Source organism: Intrasporangium flavum (assembly GCF_001956915.1).
GTDB classification, from domain to species: Bacteria; Actinomycetota; Actinomycetes; order Actinomycetales; family Dermatophilaceae; genus Monashia; species Monashia flava.
In genome coordinates this window covers 64410-79647 of sequence record NZ_MLJO01000016.1, presented here as the reverse complement: position 1 = coordinate 79647, position 15238 = coordinate 64410, and the positions used below count along the sequence as shown (strand labels likewise).

Annotated in this window: 11 protein-coding genes; 8 read left to right on the top strand and 3 right to left on the bottom strand. The window is 73.4% G+C overall.

Going from position 1 to position 15238, the window contains the following annotated elements; all coding sequences use genetic code 11:
* Nucleotides 1-9 precede the first annotated feature (9 nt).
* Nucleotides 10-1083, top strand: a complete 1074-nt coding sequence (locus BIV28_RS13360) for an HpcH/HpaI aldolase/citrate lyase family protein (RefSeq protein WP_076262609.1) — start codon at nt 10-12, stop codon at nt 1081-1083.
* A 6-nt stretch (nt 1084-1089) separates the two neighbouring features.
* On the top strand, nt 1090-1974 hold the full coding sequence (locus tag BIV28_RS13355; RefSeq protein WP_076262607.1) for an HpcH/HpaI aldolase/citrate lyase family protein: 885 nt from the start codon (nt 1090-1092) through the stop codon (nt 1972-1974).
* A gap of 4 nt (nt 1975-1978) precedes the next feature.
* On the opposite strand, the gene BIV28_RS13350 is transcribed toward BIV28_RS13355, so the two are convergent.
* A complete protein-coding gene (locus tag BIV28_RS13350; RefSeq protein WP_076262605.1) occupies nt 1979-2908 on the bottom strand; it encodes an RNA polymerase sigma-70 factor in 930 nt (309 codons plus the stop codon).
* A 370-nt stretch (nt 2909-3278) separates the two neighbouring features.
* Between BIV28_RS13350 and BIV28_RS13345 the strand changes: the two genes are divergently transcribed.
* The 4 genes from BIV28_RS13345 to BIV28_RS13330 all read left to right on the top strand — a co-directional run bounded on the left by BIV28_RS13345 (nt 3279) and on the right by BIV28_RS13330 (nt 8386).
* Complete coding sequence (locus tag BIV28_RS13345) at nt 3279-4076, top strand: hypothetical protein (protein WP_242653007.1); 798 nt, start codon at nt 3279-3281, stop codon at nt 4074-4076.
* Nucleotides 4077-4105: 29 nt separating this feature from the next.
* Nucleotides 4106-5515: a proline--tRNA ligase gene (proS, locus tag BIV28_RS13340; protein WP_076262603.1), complete on the top strand. Its 1410-nt coding sequence runs from the start codon at nt 4106-4108 to the stop codon at nt 5513-5515.
* A 114-nt stretch (nt 5516-5629) separates the two neighbouring features.
* Nucleotides 5630-6310, top strand: coding sequence for a nitroreductase family protein (locus tag BIV28_RS13335; RefSeq protein ID WP_207555977.1), 681 nt, complete (start codon nt 5630-5632; stop codon nt 6308-6310).
* A 150-nt stretch (nt 6311-6460) separates the two neighbouring features.
* Nucleotides 6461-8386 carry a hypothetical protein gene (locus BIV28_RS13330; RefSeq protein WP_076262599.1) on the top strand — a complete coding sequence of 642 codons (1926 nt, stop codon included), beginning with the start codon at nt 6461-6463 and terminating at the stop codon, nt 8384-8386.
* A 90-nt stretch (nt 8387-8476) separates the two neighbouring features.
* Here the strand turns inward: BIV28_RS13330 and BIV28_RS13325 are convergent, their stop codons facing one another.
* Both BIV28_RS13325 and BIV28_RS13320 read right to left on the bottom strand, forming a co-directional pair.
* Nucleotides 8477-9385 carry a serine protein kinase RIO gene (locus BIV28_RS13325; protein ID WP_076262597.1) on the bottom strand — a complete coding sequence of 303 codons (909 nt, stop codon included), beginning with the start codon at nt 9383-9385 and terminating at the stop codon, nt 8477-8479.
* 163 nt (nt 9386-9548) lie between these two features.
* Nucleotides 9549-10490, bottom strand: a complete 942-nt coding sequence (locus BIV28_RS13320; protein WP_076262596.1) for a peptidoglycan-binding domain-containing protein — start codon at nt 10488-10490, stop codon at nt 9549-9551.
* A gap of 188 nt (nt 10491-10678) precedes the next feature.
* Here BIV28_RS13320 and BIV28_RS13315 point away from each other — a divergent pair, with 188 nt between their 5' ends.
* Both BIV28_RS13315 and BIV28_RS13310 read left to right on the top strand, forming a co-directional pair.
* Nucleotides 10679-14170, top strand: coding sequence for a DUF7379 domain-containing protein (locus BIV28_RS13315; RefSeq protein WP_076262594.1), 3492 nt, complete (start codon nt 10679-10681; stop codon nt 14168-14170).
* A 106-nt stretch (nt 14171-14276) separates the two neighbouring features.
* Entirely contained in the window at nt 14277-15152 is an 876-nt protein-coding gene (locus tag BIV28_RS13310) for a caspase family protein (protein WP_076262592.1), read from the top strand.
* The last annotated feature ends 86 nt before the right edge of the window (nt 15153-15238 follow it).

The following is a 15238-nucleotide window of genomic DNA, read 5'->3' as shown; positions in this document are numbered from 1 at the left end:
TTGACGCCCATGCGCAGCGCGAAGGACTTCCTCCGTCCCCTCGCGGTGGGCGCGCCCGCACCTCTCACCGAGGTGCCGGCCCGTCCGTCGCGGGTCATCCACTTCTTCGACCCGAGCAACGAGAAGATGGCCGCCAAGGTCCCCGCCCTCGTCGGCACGGTCGACGTGCTGCTCGGCAACCTCGAGGACGCCGTCAAGGCCGACCGCAAGGAGGCCGCCCGAGCGGGCCTCGTCGCCATCGCCAAGGCCACCGACTTCGGCGAGCACACCCAGCTGTGGACCCGCGTCAACGCCCTCGACAGCCCGTGGGCCCTCGACGACCTCACGACGCTCGTCACCGAGATCGGCGACAAGCTCGACGTCATCATGGTGCCGAAGGTGCAGGGTGCCGAGGACATCCACTACGTCGACCGGCTGCTCGCCCAGCTCGAGGCGAAGGCCGGCCTGACGCGCCCGATCCTCGTGCACGCGATCCTCGAGACGGCGCGCGGCATGGTCAACGTCGAGGAGATCTGCGGCGCCAGCCCGCGCATGCAGGGCCTCTCGCTCGGGCCGGCCGACCTCGCGGCCGACCGCCGGATGAAGACGACCCGCGTCGGGGGCGGCCACCCGGGCTACCTCGTGCGCGAGGACGCCGCCGGCGACGACGTGCACGCGACGCGCGCGGTGCACCAGCAGGATCTCTGGCACTACACGATCGCCCGGATGGTCGACGCGTGCGCCATGCACGGCATCTACCCGTACTACGGGCCGTTCGGCGACATCACGGACGTCGTCGCGTGCGAGGACCAGTTCCGCAACGCGTTCCTGCTCGGCTGCGTCGGTGCGTGGTCGCTGCACCCCGTGCAGATCGAGATCGGCAAGCGCGTCTTCAGCCCGTCGGCCGACGACGTGCGCCACGCCCGGCGGGTTGTGGCCGCCATGGGCGACGGGACCGGTGCGGTGATGCTCGACGGGAAGATGGAGGACGACGCGAGCCTCAAGCAGTGCCTCGTCATCGTCGAGCTGGCCGAGCGGCTCGCCGCCACCGACCCCGACCTCGCGCGGCTCTACGCCGAGACGACCGACAGCCAGGAGGCCTGAGCCGCAATGGGATCCGCCGACGCCACCTTCCGCCCGCGCCGCTCCGTCCTCTACATGCCGAGCTCGAACGAGCGGGCGCTCGAGAAGGCCAAGTCGCTGCCCGTCGACGCACTCATCCTCGACCTCGAGGACGCCGTCGCGCCCGACGCCAAGGACGCCGCCCGCGAGAACGCTTGCGCTGCAGCACGATCCGGTGAGTACGGCCGGCGCGAGGTGACGATCCGCGTCAACGGGCTGGGCAGCCAGTGGCACGAGGCCGACCTCGCTGCCGCGGCCGCCACGGGCCCGGATGCCGTCGTGGTGCCCAAGGTGGGCTCGGCCGACGAGGTGCGCGGCCTCGTCGCCGCGCTCGAGGCCGCCGGCGCGCCCGACCACACGCGTCTGTGGGCGATGGTCGAGACGCCGGCCGCGATCCTGCACGCCGCCGAGATCGCCTCCGCCTCCGACCGCCTCGCGGTGCTCGTCCTCGGCACCAACGACCTCTACAAGGAGCTCGGCGCGACGTTCGCCCCGGGGCGCGCCGCCGTCATGACGAGCCTCCAGCTCGCGGTGCTCGGCGCCCGCTCTGCCGGCGTCGCCGTGCTCGACGGGGTCTTCAACGACGTCAAGGACGCCGAGGGCTTCCTCGCCGAGGCGCGGCAGGGCCGCGAGATGGGCTTCGACGGCAAGACCCTCATCCACCCGGGCCAGGTCGAGCCGGCCAACGCCGTCTTCGCACCGAGCACCGAGCAGGTGGACGACGCGCGCGCCGTCATCGAGGCGTTCGAGCAGGCGCAGGCCGAGGGGCGCGGCGTCGCGACCCTGAACGGCCGCCTCATCGAGAACCTCCACGTCGACACGGCCCGCAAGGTGCTCGCGACCGCTGACGCCATCGCCACCCTCGACGCCTGAGGCCTCAGCTCACGGCGTGGAGCTTCTCCGGGTTGCGCACGCCGTGCAGGCGCACGGCACGGTCGCCCTCGACGGTGAGGAACCACACCGAGTCGACACCGTCCGCCGTGAGGAACACGACGGCGTCCTCGCCGTTGACGACGCGCACCTCGGCACCGGTGACCAGCTGTGCCTCCGGCCGGTTCATGACCGCGGCGAGCCAGCGGATCACCTTGTCGGCGCTGTGGATCGGGCGCAGCGCCGCCTTGCGGATGCCGCCGCCGTCGCTGACCAGGGTGACGTCGGGGGCGAGCACCTCGAAGAGGCCCTCGACGTCGCCGCCCGTCGCAGCGGCGAGGAAGCGCTCGACGACCTGCCGGTGCCGTGCCGTGTCGACGACGCTGCGGGGGCGTCGGGCCTCGACGTGCGAGCGGGCGCGGTGCACCAGCTGGCGCACCGCGGCGGGGGAGCGGTCCAGCGTCGTGGCGACCTCGGGTGCGGGCATCCCGAACACCTCCGTCAGCACGAACGCCGCGCGCTCGAGGGGGCTCAGCGACTCGAGGACGATGAGCATCGCCATCGACACGTCGTCGGCGAGCTCGGCCGCGGCCGCCCCGTCGTCGCGGGGGTCGGTGGCCACCGGCTCGGGCAGCCACGGTCCGACGTAGGCCTCCCGCCGGGAGCGCAGCTGCCGGATCCGGTTGAGCGCCAGGCGCGTCGTCACGGTGAGCAGGTAGGCGCGCGGCTCGTCGATGGTGTCGAGGTCGACCTCGCGCCACCGCAGCCACGCCTCCTGGACGACGTCCTCGGCGTCGCTGTGGCTCGACAGGATCCGGTAGGCGGCGCCGACGAGCGAGCCGCGGTGCTGCTCGAAGACGGCGGTCGCCGCGTCACGCGGGTCGGCGGCGTCGCCGGTGTCGTCGGTCGGGCGCTCCGGCGTCGGGAGGGTCGTCATCGGTCATCACCTCGGGGGTCCGTGGGGGTGTCGGCCGGGGTGCGACGATCATCGCAGGGCCCGGCGGGGGTTTCACCGGCTGGACACGCGGCGGCCGTGGAGTGTGACATTGCGGCGCGTCGTGGCCGTGACGCTCCCGGCAAACGGACATTTCGGGCGCGCCACGCGGGCGAGGGGTTTCCGGGTGGGGCCCGGCTCGGGTGAGACTGGGGCGGTGACGACGTCCGAGACGCGCCGACCGCGGCCTCCCGTGTCGGGACCCCGGCCCCGCGGAGCGCCCGGCACGCCCCCCGGCACGGCCCCCGGCACGGCGCCCGGTTCGGCGCCGGGCGGGGAGCCACCCGTTCGGCTGACGCGTCGGGGAGTCCTCGTGCTCGGCGGGCTCGGGGTCGCCGCCGTCGCCGGTGGCGGCTGGGCCCTCGCGTCGGTGGTCGGACCCGAACGCCCCGTGACGATGACGCCCGAGTCGTCCGCGCACCCGGCCGCGCTCGACCGGTCGGCGCTGCGCCGCCGCACCGCGATCGGCGACGCCAGGCACGTCTACGAGGTCGACGGCCGCGCGACGCCGTACTACGTGCAGGACGCCTTCGCGGCGACGCTCGCGGCGTGGATGACGACACACCGCACGCTGACCGGCCAACGACCCGACGCGCTCCACTCCTACGGCGGGTGGACCCAGGGGGCGGGCACGTCGTGGCACCACTCGGGCCAGGCGCTCGACATCGCCCGGCTGCGCACCGGCGGCGCCGACGTCGCCTCGCTGCGGTACGACCGCTGGCGCGACGACACGGCCGCCGAGGTGCGCCGCCGGCTGCGCACCTACTGGCAGGTGGCCGCCGGCCTGCACCTGCACTTCGCCGACGTGCTGACCTACCTGTTCGACGCCTCGCACTCCAACCACATCCACGTCGACAGCGGACGCTTCGGACCCGGAGGGGTGCCGCGGCTGATCCCGCGCTCCGGCGCGCAGGTCCAGGCGATCCAGGCGATGTGCGTGCACGTCTGGGGGCGCACGGGGGTGCAGACCTCCGGCGAGCTCGACGGCCCGACGCGCGACGCGACGACGGCGATCCTGCGCGACCACGGCGGCACCGGCGAGCTGACCGACGGCGTCGAGGCGTGGCAGGCCTTCCTGCGCGCGACGATCCGGCAGGCCCGCGACGCCTGAGCGCCGCACGCGACCCTAGGATCGAGCGCATGCCCAAGAGCGTGCTCACCCCGCAGTCGCAGGACTTCCCCCGCTGGTACCAGGACGTGGTCGCCAAGGCCGAGCTGGCCGACAACGGGCCGGTGCGCGGCACCATGGTCGTGCGACCGTACGGCTACGCGATCTGGGAGCGGATGCAGGCCGACATGGACCGGCGCATCAAGCAGGCGGGGGCGAAGAACGCCTACTTCCCGCTCTTCATCCCGGAGTCCTACCTCAAGCGCGAGGCCGAGCACGTCGAGGGCTTCAGCCCCGAGCTCGCGGTCGTGACGCACGCCGGCGGAAAGCAGCTCGAGGAGCCCGTCGTCGTGCGCCCGACCTCCGAGACCGTCATCGGCGAGTACATGGCCAAGTGGACGCAGAGCTACCGCGACCTGCCCCTGCTGCTCAACCAGTGGGCCAACGTCGTGCGGTGGGAGCTGCGCCCGCGGGTCTTCCTGCGCACCAGCGAGTTCCTGTGGCAGGAGGGGCACACCGCCCACGCCACGGAGCAGGACGCGCGCGCCTACGCCCGGCGCATCCACGCCGACGTCTACGCGGCGTTCATGCGTGAGACGCTCGCGATGCCGGTGGTGCTCGGCGTCAAGACCGCTCGCGAGCGGTTCGCCGGCGCCACGAACACCCTGGCGCTCGAGTCGATGATGCGCGACGGCAAGGCCCTGCAGATGGGCACGAGCCACGAGCTCGGCCAGAACTTCGCCCGCGCCTTCGACATCACCTACCTGTCGGAGCAGGGGCGCCAGGAGCTGTGCTGGACGACGTCGTGGGGCACGTCCACCCGGATGCTCGGCGGTCTCATCATGGGCCACGGCGACGACGCCGGTCTGCGCCTGCCGCCGCGGCTCGCGCCGGTCCAGGCGCTCGTCATGGTCGTCAAGGACGGCGAGGGGGTGGCCGAGGCGGCCCGCCAGGTCGTCGCCGACCTGCTGGCGGCCGGAGTGCGCGCCGAGCTCGACGACCGCACCGACACCGCGTTCGGCCGGCGCGCCGTCGACGCCGAGCTCAAGGGCATCCCCGTGCGCGTCGAGGTGGGTCCGCGCGACCTCGCCGAGGGGTCGGTCACCGTCGTGCGCCGGGTCGCCGGCGGCAAGACGCCGGTGTCGCTGGCGGCGCTCGTCCCCGCGGTGACGGCCGCGCTCGACGAGGACCACGACGCGCTCTACACCGAGGCGCTCGCACGCCGGGACGCCGCCACGAGCGCCGTCACCACCGTCGAGGACGCCCTCGAGGCGGCCCGCACCGGGTGGGCGACGATCCCGTGGGCGACCCTCGGCGTCGAGGGGGAGGCGCGGCTCGCGGAGTCGGCCGTCACGGTGCGCTGCCTGACGATGCCCGACGGGTCGGTGCCCGACGCCGAGGACGCGGACGGCGTCCTGGCGGTCGTCGGCCGCGCGTACTGACCGGCCGCCCGCGCGGCGGCGACGGAGCGTGCGTACTGACCGGCCCCGTCACACCCGCGCCGGGAAGTCCCACGCGGGCGGCGTCGTTGTGGTGAGGGAGAGGACGGTGGACGCGTGAGCGATCAGAGCAGTGACGAGACGGTGACCCCGGGGCGCCCGGCCGCCTCGCAGGCGCCGACGGCCCAGCCCGAGGTGCTGACGCCGTTGCTCCGCGACCGCGAGAGCGTCATGGTCTACGACCGCGACCACGAGCTGTCGCCCGACGCCCTGCGGGCCATCCTCGAGGCGGCCCGGTGGGCGCCGTCGGCCGGCAACTCCCAGCCGTGGGGCTTCATCGTCGGGCGGCGCGGCGACGCGACCCACGAGGCCATGCTCGAGGTGCTGACCCCGCCGAACCGCGTGTGGGCCCCGTCGGCGTCGGCGATCGTGTTCACCCTGCACCAGGTGGCCACCGACGAGGACCACGAGGTGTCCTACAGCGACTACGCGATGTTCGACCTCGGCCAGGCCGTCGCCCACATCACCGTGCAGGCGCGCTCGATGGGCCTGCAGGTACGGCAGTTCGGCGGGTTCGACCACCGCGCCGCCACCGAGGCCTTCGCCGTGCCGCGCCACTGGGCGGTCACGACCGGCATCGCCCTCGGGCTGCCGGCCCGCAGTGGCGAGGACGAGCAGATGCCCGACTGGGTGCGCACCCGGGCCCGGCTCCCGCGCTCGCGCCTGCCGCTCGAGGAGTTCGTCCACTCAGGCAAGTTCGGCCACCCCGCGGACTTCCTCACCGACGCCGAGGGCTGAGCCGTCACCGCGTGGCCGGGGCGTGCCTCCTGCCGGTGCTCGCGCACCTGACGCAAACGCCTGACGCCCGGGACGCCGCAGGTCTACCGTCGTCTCCGAGGGAGTGACACGAGTCACAGTCGCCGGCCCGAACCCCCGCGTGGAGGCGTCATGGCTGTGCGCAGCAGGTGGTCGAGGAACCGTTCACTCGTCGGGGCCGCGGTCGCGGCGCTGGCGTTCGGGGGCAGCATCGTGGCGACGGTCGGTGTCGCCGACGCGGCGGGAGCCGCCGGCTCGACGCGCCAGGTGGCGCTCGGCGGCACGACCCAGCTCGGTGGGCTGCCCAACGGGCCAGAGGGACTCGCCTTCCCCGAGTTCGTCGGCGGCGACTCCGATCCCGGTGCGCAGCCGTCGCAGGCCCGGATCACCAACCGCTCCTACAGCAAGCGCGGCGCCAAGGGTGCCGCGGCGAGCAGCGCCGCCACGTCGAAGTCCAATCCGGACGTGCGGCTCGGCTTCGACGGGATCGACCACCGCGACCAGCGTCTGGCCAACGGCGGCAACCAGTTCTCGCTCGAGCCCCCGGACCAGGGCCTGTGCGCCGGCAACGGGCGCGTCGTCGAGGCCGTCAACGACGCCCTGCGGGTCTACGACACGAGCGGCGCCGCCGTCACCGGCGTCACCGACCTCAACACGTTCCTCGGCTACCCGGCGGCCGTCAACCGCACCACCGGTGCGCGGGGCCCGTTCGTCACCGACCCGAGCTGCCTCTACGACGGGGCCACGCAGCGCTGGTTCCTCACCGTCCTGACGCTCGACGTCAACCCGGCGTCGGGTGCCTTCCTCGGGACCAACCACATCGACGTCGCGGTCAGCGCGGGCTCCGACCCGGCCGGATCGTGGCGCATCTACCGGGTTCCCGTGCAGGACAACGGGACCCAGGGCACGCCCGACCACCACTGCACCGGTGGCTTCTGCCTCGGCGACTACCCGCACATCGGCGCCGACGCGAACGGGTTCTACGTCACGACGAACGAGTACGAGTTCTTCGGCGACGCCTTCATCGGTGCCCAGCTGTACGCCTTCTCCAAGCAGGCGCTGGCGAGCGGCGCCGCGTCCGTCGGTGTCACCCAGGTCGACACCTCGACGGCCGACAACGGCAACCCGGGCTTCACGATCTGGCCGGCGGTGTCCTCGCCGAACCAGTTCTCGACCGACGCCGGTGGCACCGAGTACCTCCTCAGCAGCAACGCCGCCGAGGAGGCCAACGGCAACGGGCAGTCGAGCCAGCTGCTCGTGTGGGCGCTGACGAACACGTCCTCCCTCTCGGGGACCCCGGCGCTCGGGCTGAGCCACGTGACCCTGCCCGTCAACCCCTACGCCGTGCCGCCGAAGGCGACGCAGAAGGCCGGACCGACCCCGCAGCGGGAGTGCCTCAACATCGATGCCTGCGCCACGCAGGTGCTGCTCGGGGCGCCCGACCCGTTCGCCCCGGAGCCGATCTCGAGGCTCGACAGCAACGACACCCGCATGCAGCAGGTGACGTGGGCCAACGGCAAGCTGTGGGGCGCGCTCGACACGGCCCTGCAGGTCGACGGCTCGAACCGGGCCGGCATCGAGTACTTCGTCGTCAAGCCGACGACGGCCACCGGTGCCCTGTCGGCCAAACTGTCCCTGAGCGGCTACCTCGGCCTCACCGGCAGCGACCTCACCTACCCGGCGATCGGCGTGACGCCCAGCGGGCGCGGCGTCATGGCCTTCACCCTGACCGGCGACGACCGGTTCCCGAGCGCCGGCTACGCCAGCCTCGACGGGCTCACCGGCGCCGGCGCCGTCCACGTGGCGGCCGCGGGGCTCGGGCCGCAGGACGGGTTCACGGGCTACTCGGGCCAGACCGACGAGGTCCCGCCGCGGCCGCGGTGGGGCGACTACGGTGCGACCGCGGTCGACGGCACGACGATCTGGGTGGCGTCGGAGTACATCGCCCAGACGTGCACGCTGTCGCAGTACCTCACCGCCCCGATCGGCTCGTGCGGCGGCACCCGCACCGCGCTCGCCAACTGGGGCACGCGCATCACGGCCCTCGGGCTCAAGTGACGCGCTGACGGGCTGGGAGCAGCCCGACGCGGGGGCCACGCCACGAACGCGTGGCCCCCGCCGTGCCGTGCCCTCCCGCGGTGCCCCGAGTCACCAGCGCGAGGTCGCGGCGGCCATGAGGTCACCGAAGAGCAGGCCGTGGTCCACCTCGAAGCCCCGGCGGGTGAACCAGTCGCCCATGTTGCGCGCGTCTCGCTCGAGGAACTCCGGGCCGTGCGGGTTGCCGATGACGTCGACGACCTGCGGCCAGTCGATGAGGACGAGGCGCGAGGCCTCGCCCTCACCCTCGAGGAGCACGTTGTACGGCGACAGGTCGCCGTGCGCCCAGCCGAGCTCGGCGAGTCGGAGCATCGCCTCGCGCAGCTGCTCGAAGAGCACCGGCAGCAGCTCCGGGTCCGGGCGGGTCTGCGCGAGGCGCGGTGCGGCCTGCCCGTCGGAGGTGCCGATGAACTCCATCAGCATCTCGTCGTCGGACATCTGCACCGGGTAGGGCACCGGCAGCCCCTCGTGCCAGAGCCGTACCAGCGTCTCGAACTCGGCGAAGGCCCAGAGGCCGCTGATCAGCTCCTTGCCGAACGAGGTGCGGGTGCGGATGGCCCGGGTCTCGCGAGACTTGCGCACCCGGCGACCCTCGAGGTAGCCGGAGTCGCGGTGGAACAGGCGGTTCTTGCTCGACCGGTACCGCTTGCCGGCCATGAGCACGTCACGCTCGGGTGAGCCCGGCACCCACCGTCGCACGAGGTGGACGTCGGCCTCCTTGCCGGTCTTGAGGACGCCGAGGTCGGACTCGACGGCCCCGAGGTCGGTGATGACCCAGTCCGGGCGTGGCTTGGGGCCGTGGGTCGCGCCGTCCCAGGACGACCATCGCTCGCCCTCGGGAGGGCCGTCGGGGTCGGTGTCGACGGCGTACTGCTGGTGGTCGGCATCGGAGGGCCGGCCGTCGGTCAGCCGAGGGTCGAATACCTCGTATTCGTCCTCGTGGAATGCGTTGAAAGACAAGAGAACTCCAAGGAAGAAGTGAACTGGGCAGGCGTGCCCGGAGCCGTGATGGACATGTCACCCTCCTTGGGTTCGTGTGGACGGCCGTGTGCCGTCGCGCTGGGGTAGAGACTGGCGCGACGGCACCCGGTGGTGCAACCGGTTTTCCGGTGCGGGGCGGGCCTCAGCCGGTGATCCGGTCGTAGCGGTAGGGCAGGAAGGTGCCGTAGCCGGAGAAGTACGGGTAGGGGATCGTGCGCGCGATGGCGCCGTGCGAGCCGGACTCCTCGCTGGCGTAGTACGACGTGTGCGCCGAGTTGGCCCAGCCGCGGAAGAGCACGACGTGACCGGACGCGCCCGCCGAGCCGGGGCCACCCTTGAGCAGCACGTCACCGGGCCGCAGGTCGCCCTTGGTGATCCGGTGCGAGACGTCGGGCAGGGTCACCGTCGACAGCGACGAAGACAGGTGCCAGGCCATCGAGACGAATCCCGAGCAGTCCGTGCGGTACTGACGGCCCTGGGGGTCACCGGTGTAGCGGTACATGCTGTACGGGACCCGTCGGTCGGTCCAGTACTTCGCCCGGGCCAGCACCTCCGTGCGCGAGATCGAGCCGCCGACCTTCGAGCCACCGGTGGGCGGCGGGGTGGGGGTGCAGGACAGGACGCGCTTGATGCCCATCGCCTTCATCGTCAGGGGGCCGGCCTGCCCGCCCGTGGGGATGCCGTGGGCCTTCTGGTAGGCCCGGACCCTGCTCGTCGTCACCGATCCGTAGACGCCGTCCGCCGACGCGCCGGCCTTGCCCTGTACGGCCTTGACCTTGGCGATGACCTTGGGCTGGGTGACCGGACCGGCGACCCCGTCCTGGGCCAGGCAGTTGTCCTTCTGGAAGGCGCGCACCGCGGCCTTCGTGCCCGAGCCGTCGACGCCGTCGATCGGCCCGGAGTAGTAGAGCAGGCCCCAGAGGTCCTGCTGGAGCTGGCGGGTGGTCAGCGCGCTGACGGCCTGGGCCGGGGCGTCGTGACCGATGACGGTGACGGCCGTCAGCGCCAGTGCCGCCAGCAGCGCCGTGACGAGGCGCGCGGCCCGCGGCGCCGGAGCCCGGTGCGCGGTGGTGGTCGAACCCATCGTGGTGTCCCTTCGTCGACGCGGGGTCCCCCTGTGGAGCCCGCGGCCCGACCGTAGGGCCGCCCGACCACCCACGGAATGGGGAGCACTCCCCGGTGGCGCCGGCCAGTTGGCGCGATCCGTATCAAACCGGAGCGCCACGGCTCTACCGTGGCAAGGAGCAGGTCCGTCTCGGAGGTGAGCCAGCCATGCCGTCCGCGTCCTTCGGTGGGGGAGCGGTGCGCGTCCGCACGCCACGGGGTTACCACGCCGTCCCCGTGCCCGGCCGCACCCGTGACCTGCCCCCGCCGTCGTCCGACGCGGCCCGCAAGGAGGGTCTCGTCGCCGCGCTGCAGGACGGCGAGTTCGACGTCGTCCAGCGGATCGCATTGTCCCCGAGAAGGACCCGCGACCTGGACGATCCTGCTGCGACGCCCGGCGGGACGGTCGCGGTCGACGTCGACGTCGCGCCCGACGAGGACGCCGTCGTGCTCGTCGAGCGGGACGGCGTGTGGTCCTGGCACGTGCCCGCCGAACGCACCCGCGGGCTCGGCGACGAGCCGCGGACGGTCAGCTTCCGCATCGACGTGGGAGCGACACGTCCGGCCCGGCCCCAGCGGGGCGGGGCGCGCCCGGCCCGGGCCACCCGTGGCACCGGGACCCCGGCCGCCACCCGTGGTCTCATCGGTGACCTCGTGCACGGGGCGGCGGAGGCGATCGTCCTGCGCTTCGCGGCACCGCTGCTCGGGCACGTCGTCGACCACCTCGAGGCCTCGACGCGAACCGGCCTCGTCCACGTGACCGGTGAGCCGCTCGAGGCCTGGCACCCCGTGGACACGCTCGCCGACGTGCCGCTGCCGACGGACCGGCCCGCGCGCGTCCTGTTGCTCGTCCACGGCACGTTCTCCTCGACCGCAGGGGCGTTCGGGGCCCTGTCGCTCGCACCCGGAGCCGGTGGCTTCGTGGGCACCCTCGTCGAGGCCTACGACGCCGTCGTCGGCTACGACCACCGCACCCTGAGCCTCGACCCGGAGCAGAACGCTCGCGACCTCCTCGAGCGGCTGCGCGTGCCCGGGGTGCGCGACGACCTCGTCATCGACGTCGTGACGCACAGCCGCGGCGGCCTGGTGACCCGGTCGTTCATCGAGGAGGTGCTGCCCGAGTCGGGTTGGGGCGCAACGGTGGACACGGCGGTGTTCGTCGCCTCGACCCACGGGGGCACCCACCTGGCCGACCCCTCGCGCTGGCACGACCTCGTCGACCTCTACACGAACCTCGTCACGCTCGCCGCCAGCGGGCTCGGCCTCGTCCCGGGAGCGGCGCCCTTCGCCGCGGTCGTCGGTGGCGTCGTGCGGGCGGTGGGGAGCCTCGTCAAGGTGCTCGCGGCGGCGGCGACCTCCGACGGCCAGCACGCGGCCGTACCCGGTCTGGCGGCGATGGTGCCGGGCGGCCCCTTCGTCACCGAGCTCAACGCCGACCAGCCGGGCCAGCCGGGCCAGCCGGGCCCGGGCACGAGCTGGTACGTCGTGACCAGCGACTTCCACGCGACCCTCGACGGTCACAACGCCCCCTCCCGGCTGCCGAAGGAGCTCGCCACCCGGCTCGCCGAGGGTTTCGTCGACGGCCTCTTCCACGGCCCGAACGACCTCGTCGTCGACGTGGCCTCGATGTCGGCGATCGGGCCGCCGAGCGGTGGCTTCGTGCGCGACACGCTCGCCCTGGGCCGCAACGGGACCGTCACGCACGTCGACTACTTCGCCTCGCTCGAGGTGATCGGGGCGCTGTCGCAGTGGCTGCCGCTCGGCCTCGGCGCGGGCGGCGGTGACGATGCGGCCCTGCCGGACTGGATGACCGGTGGAGCCGAGGCGATGCCGCCGGACGCAGGTGCCGAACCTCCCGACGTGGGCACGGAGCCCGACGGCGGCGGGGTGCGCGACCTCGCCCCCGCACCGCCCCCACCTCCTGCCCCGCCTCCACCGCCTTCAGCGCCTCCGCCGTCCGAGCCGCCCGCGGCGGCCCACCACCGGGCCGAGCCGCCGACGGCCCCACCGCCACCCGCGCCGACGCCGGCGACCCACCCGGCGACGGGGACGGCCGCCGCGAAGAAGGCGGCGGCGAAGGCCGCGACGAAGGCGGGAAAGAAGGCCGCGACGAAGGCGGGTAAGAAGGCCACGAAGGCGGTCGGGGGCGCCGCGACGACGCGCGCCGCGCTCGCGGCGGAGATGCCCTCGACCCTGACACCGGGGCAGGCCTTCACGGTGCGGGTGCGCCTCTCGCGCGGCCGGCTCACCGCCACCGAGGGAACCGCGAGCGTCACCGAGACGGTCGAGGTCGTCGCCGAGCGTCCGGTGTCGGTGCAGGTGCTCGCCAAGGACAACGTCGAGGTGCTCGAGCGTGACCCCAAGGTCTTCGGCCTCCCGAGCGGCGACTGGGCCAGCGAGCTGACCTTCTCCGCCCGTCCCCTCGCGGACGGCCCGGTGGCGGTCGCCGTCGTGCTGCGGCAGGGCTGGGTGCCGGTGGCGGCCGTGACGCTCGAGGCCACGGCGGGCGTCGCCGCCCTCGTCGCGCCGCCACCGGTCAGCGCGACGGTGCACCCCGGCGTCGACGCGCCCGAGCTCGACGGGCTGGCCTGCCTCGACATCGTCGAGTGCCGTCGGACGAACGGGGACCGGGTGTACTCCTACGCCGTGCGCCTCGTGCCGGGGGAGGCGCCGCGGCTCTTCGAGTCCGAGCCGATCGTCGGGCGCGACGACTTCGTGCGCGAGCGCATCGCCGAGGTCGAGCACGTCATCCGCGACCCTGACCTCAGCGACTCGCGGCGGCTCAAGCAGCTGCAGAACACGGGCTCGCTCCTGTTCGAGCAGTTCTTCCCCGAGGACATGCGCGCCTACCTCTGGGCCAACCGCGACCGGGTCGCCGACCTCATCGTCTACACCGACGAGCCGTACGTGCCGTGGGAGCTGTTCCACCTCAAGCCACCGCGCGGCAAGCGCGGGGTCGAGCCGCGCTTCCTGGCCCAGGGCGGCCTCGTGCGCTGGCAGCTCGGCAGCTTTCCGCCGCAACGGATCCGGGTCCGGCCCGGCAGGGCGCGCACCATCTGCCCGGAGTACGCCGACCCGATGTTCAAGAACGACGTCGGCCTGCTCGAGGCTGCCTACCTGCACGACCGGTTCGGGGCCCGGCCGGTCACGGCCACCCCCGACGGCGTCGAGCGCGTCCTGCGGGGCGGCTCCTTCGACCTGCTGCACTTCTCGGGTCACGGCGCCGCCGACGCCACCGACATCGCCGACGCGAAGGTGCTGCTCGCGGGTCGCCGCCGGGGCCAGGAGGTGCTCCAGCAGTTCCTCACCTCCACCGACGTGTCGCAGAACGTCGCATGGGCGGCCGCGGGGCGTCCGGGGCCGGTCGTCGTGCTCAACGCCTGCCAGACCGGCCGCGGCGGCGAGCTCTTCACGACCGTCGGCGGCTTCGCCAAGGCCTTCCTCGACGCCGGGGCGTCGGCCTTCGTGTCGTGCCTGTGGTCGGTGCACGAGGAGCCGGCCCGCGTCTTCGTCGAGACGCTCTACGACGAGCTGCTCCGCGGCACACCGATGTCGCGGGCCACCGCCGCCGCGCGGACCGCGGCGCGCGACGCGGGCGACCCCACGTGGCTGGCCTACGTCGTGTACGCCCGCCCCGACGCCGTCCTCGAGACCGCTTGAGCCACAACCCCGCCCACCCGTCAGCCCACGACCAGCACCACCCGTCGCCCCACCACCCGCGCACGTCCCGCGCGGTCAGCACCCCCTCGAGAAGGAAGGAACGGCCATGGCACGCAAGGCCCTCTGCGTCGGCATCAACGAGTTCGCGTCGCTCCCGCGCACGAGCTGGCTCAACGGCTGCGTCAACGACGCCAACGACGTCGCGGCCGGACTGCGCGCGTTCGGGTTCACCAAGCGCAACACGACGGTCCTCACCGACGCCGACGCCACGAAGAAGGACGTCATGGGTGCGCTCACCGACCTCGTCGGCAAGGCCAAGGCGGGCGACCATCTCGTCTTCACCTTCTCCAGCCACGGCACCCAGGTGCCCAACGAGCCGGGTGGCGACGTCGAGCCCGACGGCCTCGACGAGGCGTTCGCGTGCCACGACATCCGCCAGAGCGGCAACCAGTGGGACCGCGACACCGTCATCGTCGACGACGAGCTGCACGACCTCTTCGCGTCGGTGCCGAGCGGCGTCCTGCTCGAGGTGCTCCTCGACACCTGTCACAGCGGCACCGGCCTGCGCGACCTCGAGGAGGTCATGCAGGCGGCGGTCCTCGGCCGGACGCCCCGGTTCCTGCCGCCCCCCACGCCGGCCGGCCTCGACCAGGTCCGTTCGATCCGAGCCCTCGCACCGCCCCGCACCGTCGACCGCAAGGCCCTCGTCGAGCTGACCAAGGGGCATCGCGCCGGGGCCAAGCCGGTGCTCTTCGCGGCCTGCAAGCCCGACCAGACCGCCGCCGACGCCACCTTCGACGGCCGCTCGAACGGCGCCTTCACCTATCTGTTCCTCCAGGCGCTCAAGGGCAACCCGGCCGCCACGCGCACCGAGCTGCTCCGCACGGTGACCTCCGGCCTCAAGGGCGGCGACTTCAGCCAGCGTTCGACGCTCGAGGGCCCGGTGGCCTGCAAGAAGGTGGGATTCGGCCAGCCCTGGTGACCGACGCCACAGGTGGGCACCCTCACACGTGAGGGCGCTGCCGGGGTGCGCACGGCGGCGGCATACTCGGTCGCAGCCGACCCCGG

Excerpts from the sequence above, each read along its gene's own strand:
- BIV28_RS13360 (WP_076262609.1), top strand. The coding sequence starts at position 10 with ATGCGCAGCGCGAAGGACTTCCTCCGTCCCCTCGCGGTGGGCGCGCCC.
- BIV28_RS13355 (WP_076262607.1), top strand. The coding sequence starts at position 1,090 with ATGGGATCCGCCGACGCCACCTTCCGCCCGCGCCGCTCCGTCCTCTAC.
- BIV28_RS13350 (WP_076262605.1), bottom strand. The coding sequence starts at position 2,908 with ATGACGACCCTCCCGACGCCGGAGCGCCCGACCGACGACACCGGCGAC.
- proS (WP_076262603.1), top strand. The coding sequence starts at position 4,106 with ATGCCCAAGAGCGTGCTCACCCCGCAGTCGCAGGACTTCCCCCGCTGG.
- BIV28_RS13330 (WP_076262599.1), top strand. The coding sequence starts at position 6,461 with ATGGCTGTGCGCAGCAGGTGGTCGAGGAACCGTTCACTCGTCGGGGCC.
- BIV28_RS13320 (WP_076262596.1), bottom strand. The coding sequence starts at position 10,490 with ATGGGTTCGACCACCACCGCGCACCGGGCTCCGGCGCCGCGGGCCGCG.
- BIV28_RS13315 (WP_076262594.1), top strand. The coding sequence starts at position 10,679 with ATGCCGTCCGCGTCCTTCGGTGGGGGAGCGGTGCGCGTCCGCACGCCA.
- BIV28_RS13310 (WP_076262592.1), top strand. The coding sequence starts at position 14,277 with ATGGCACGCAAGGCCCTCTGCGTCGGCATCAACGAGTTCGCGTCGCTC.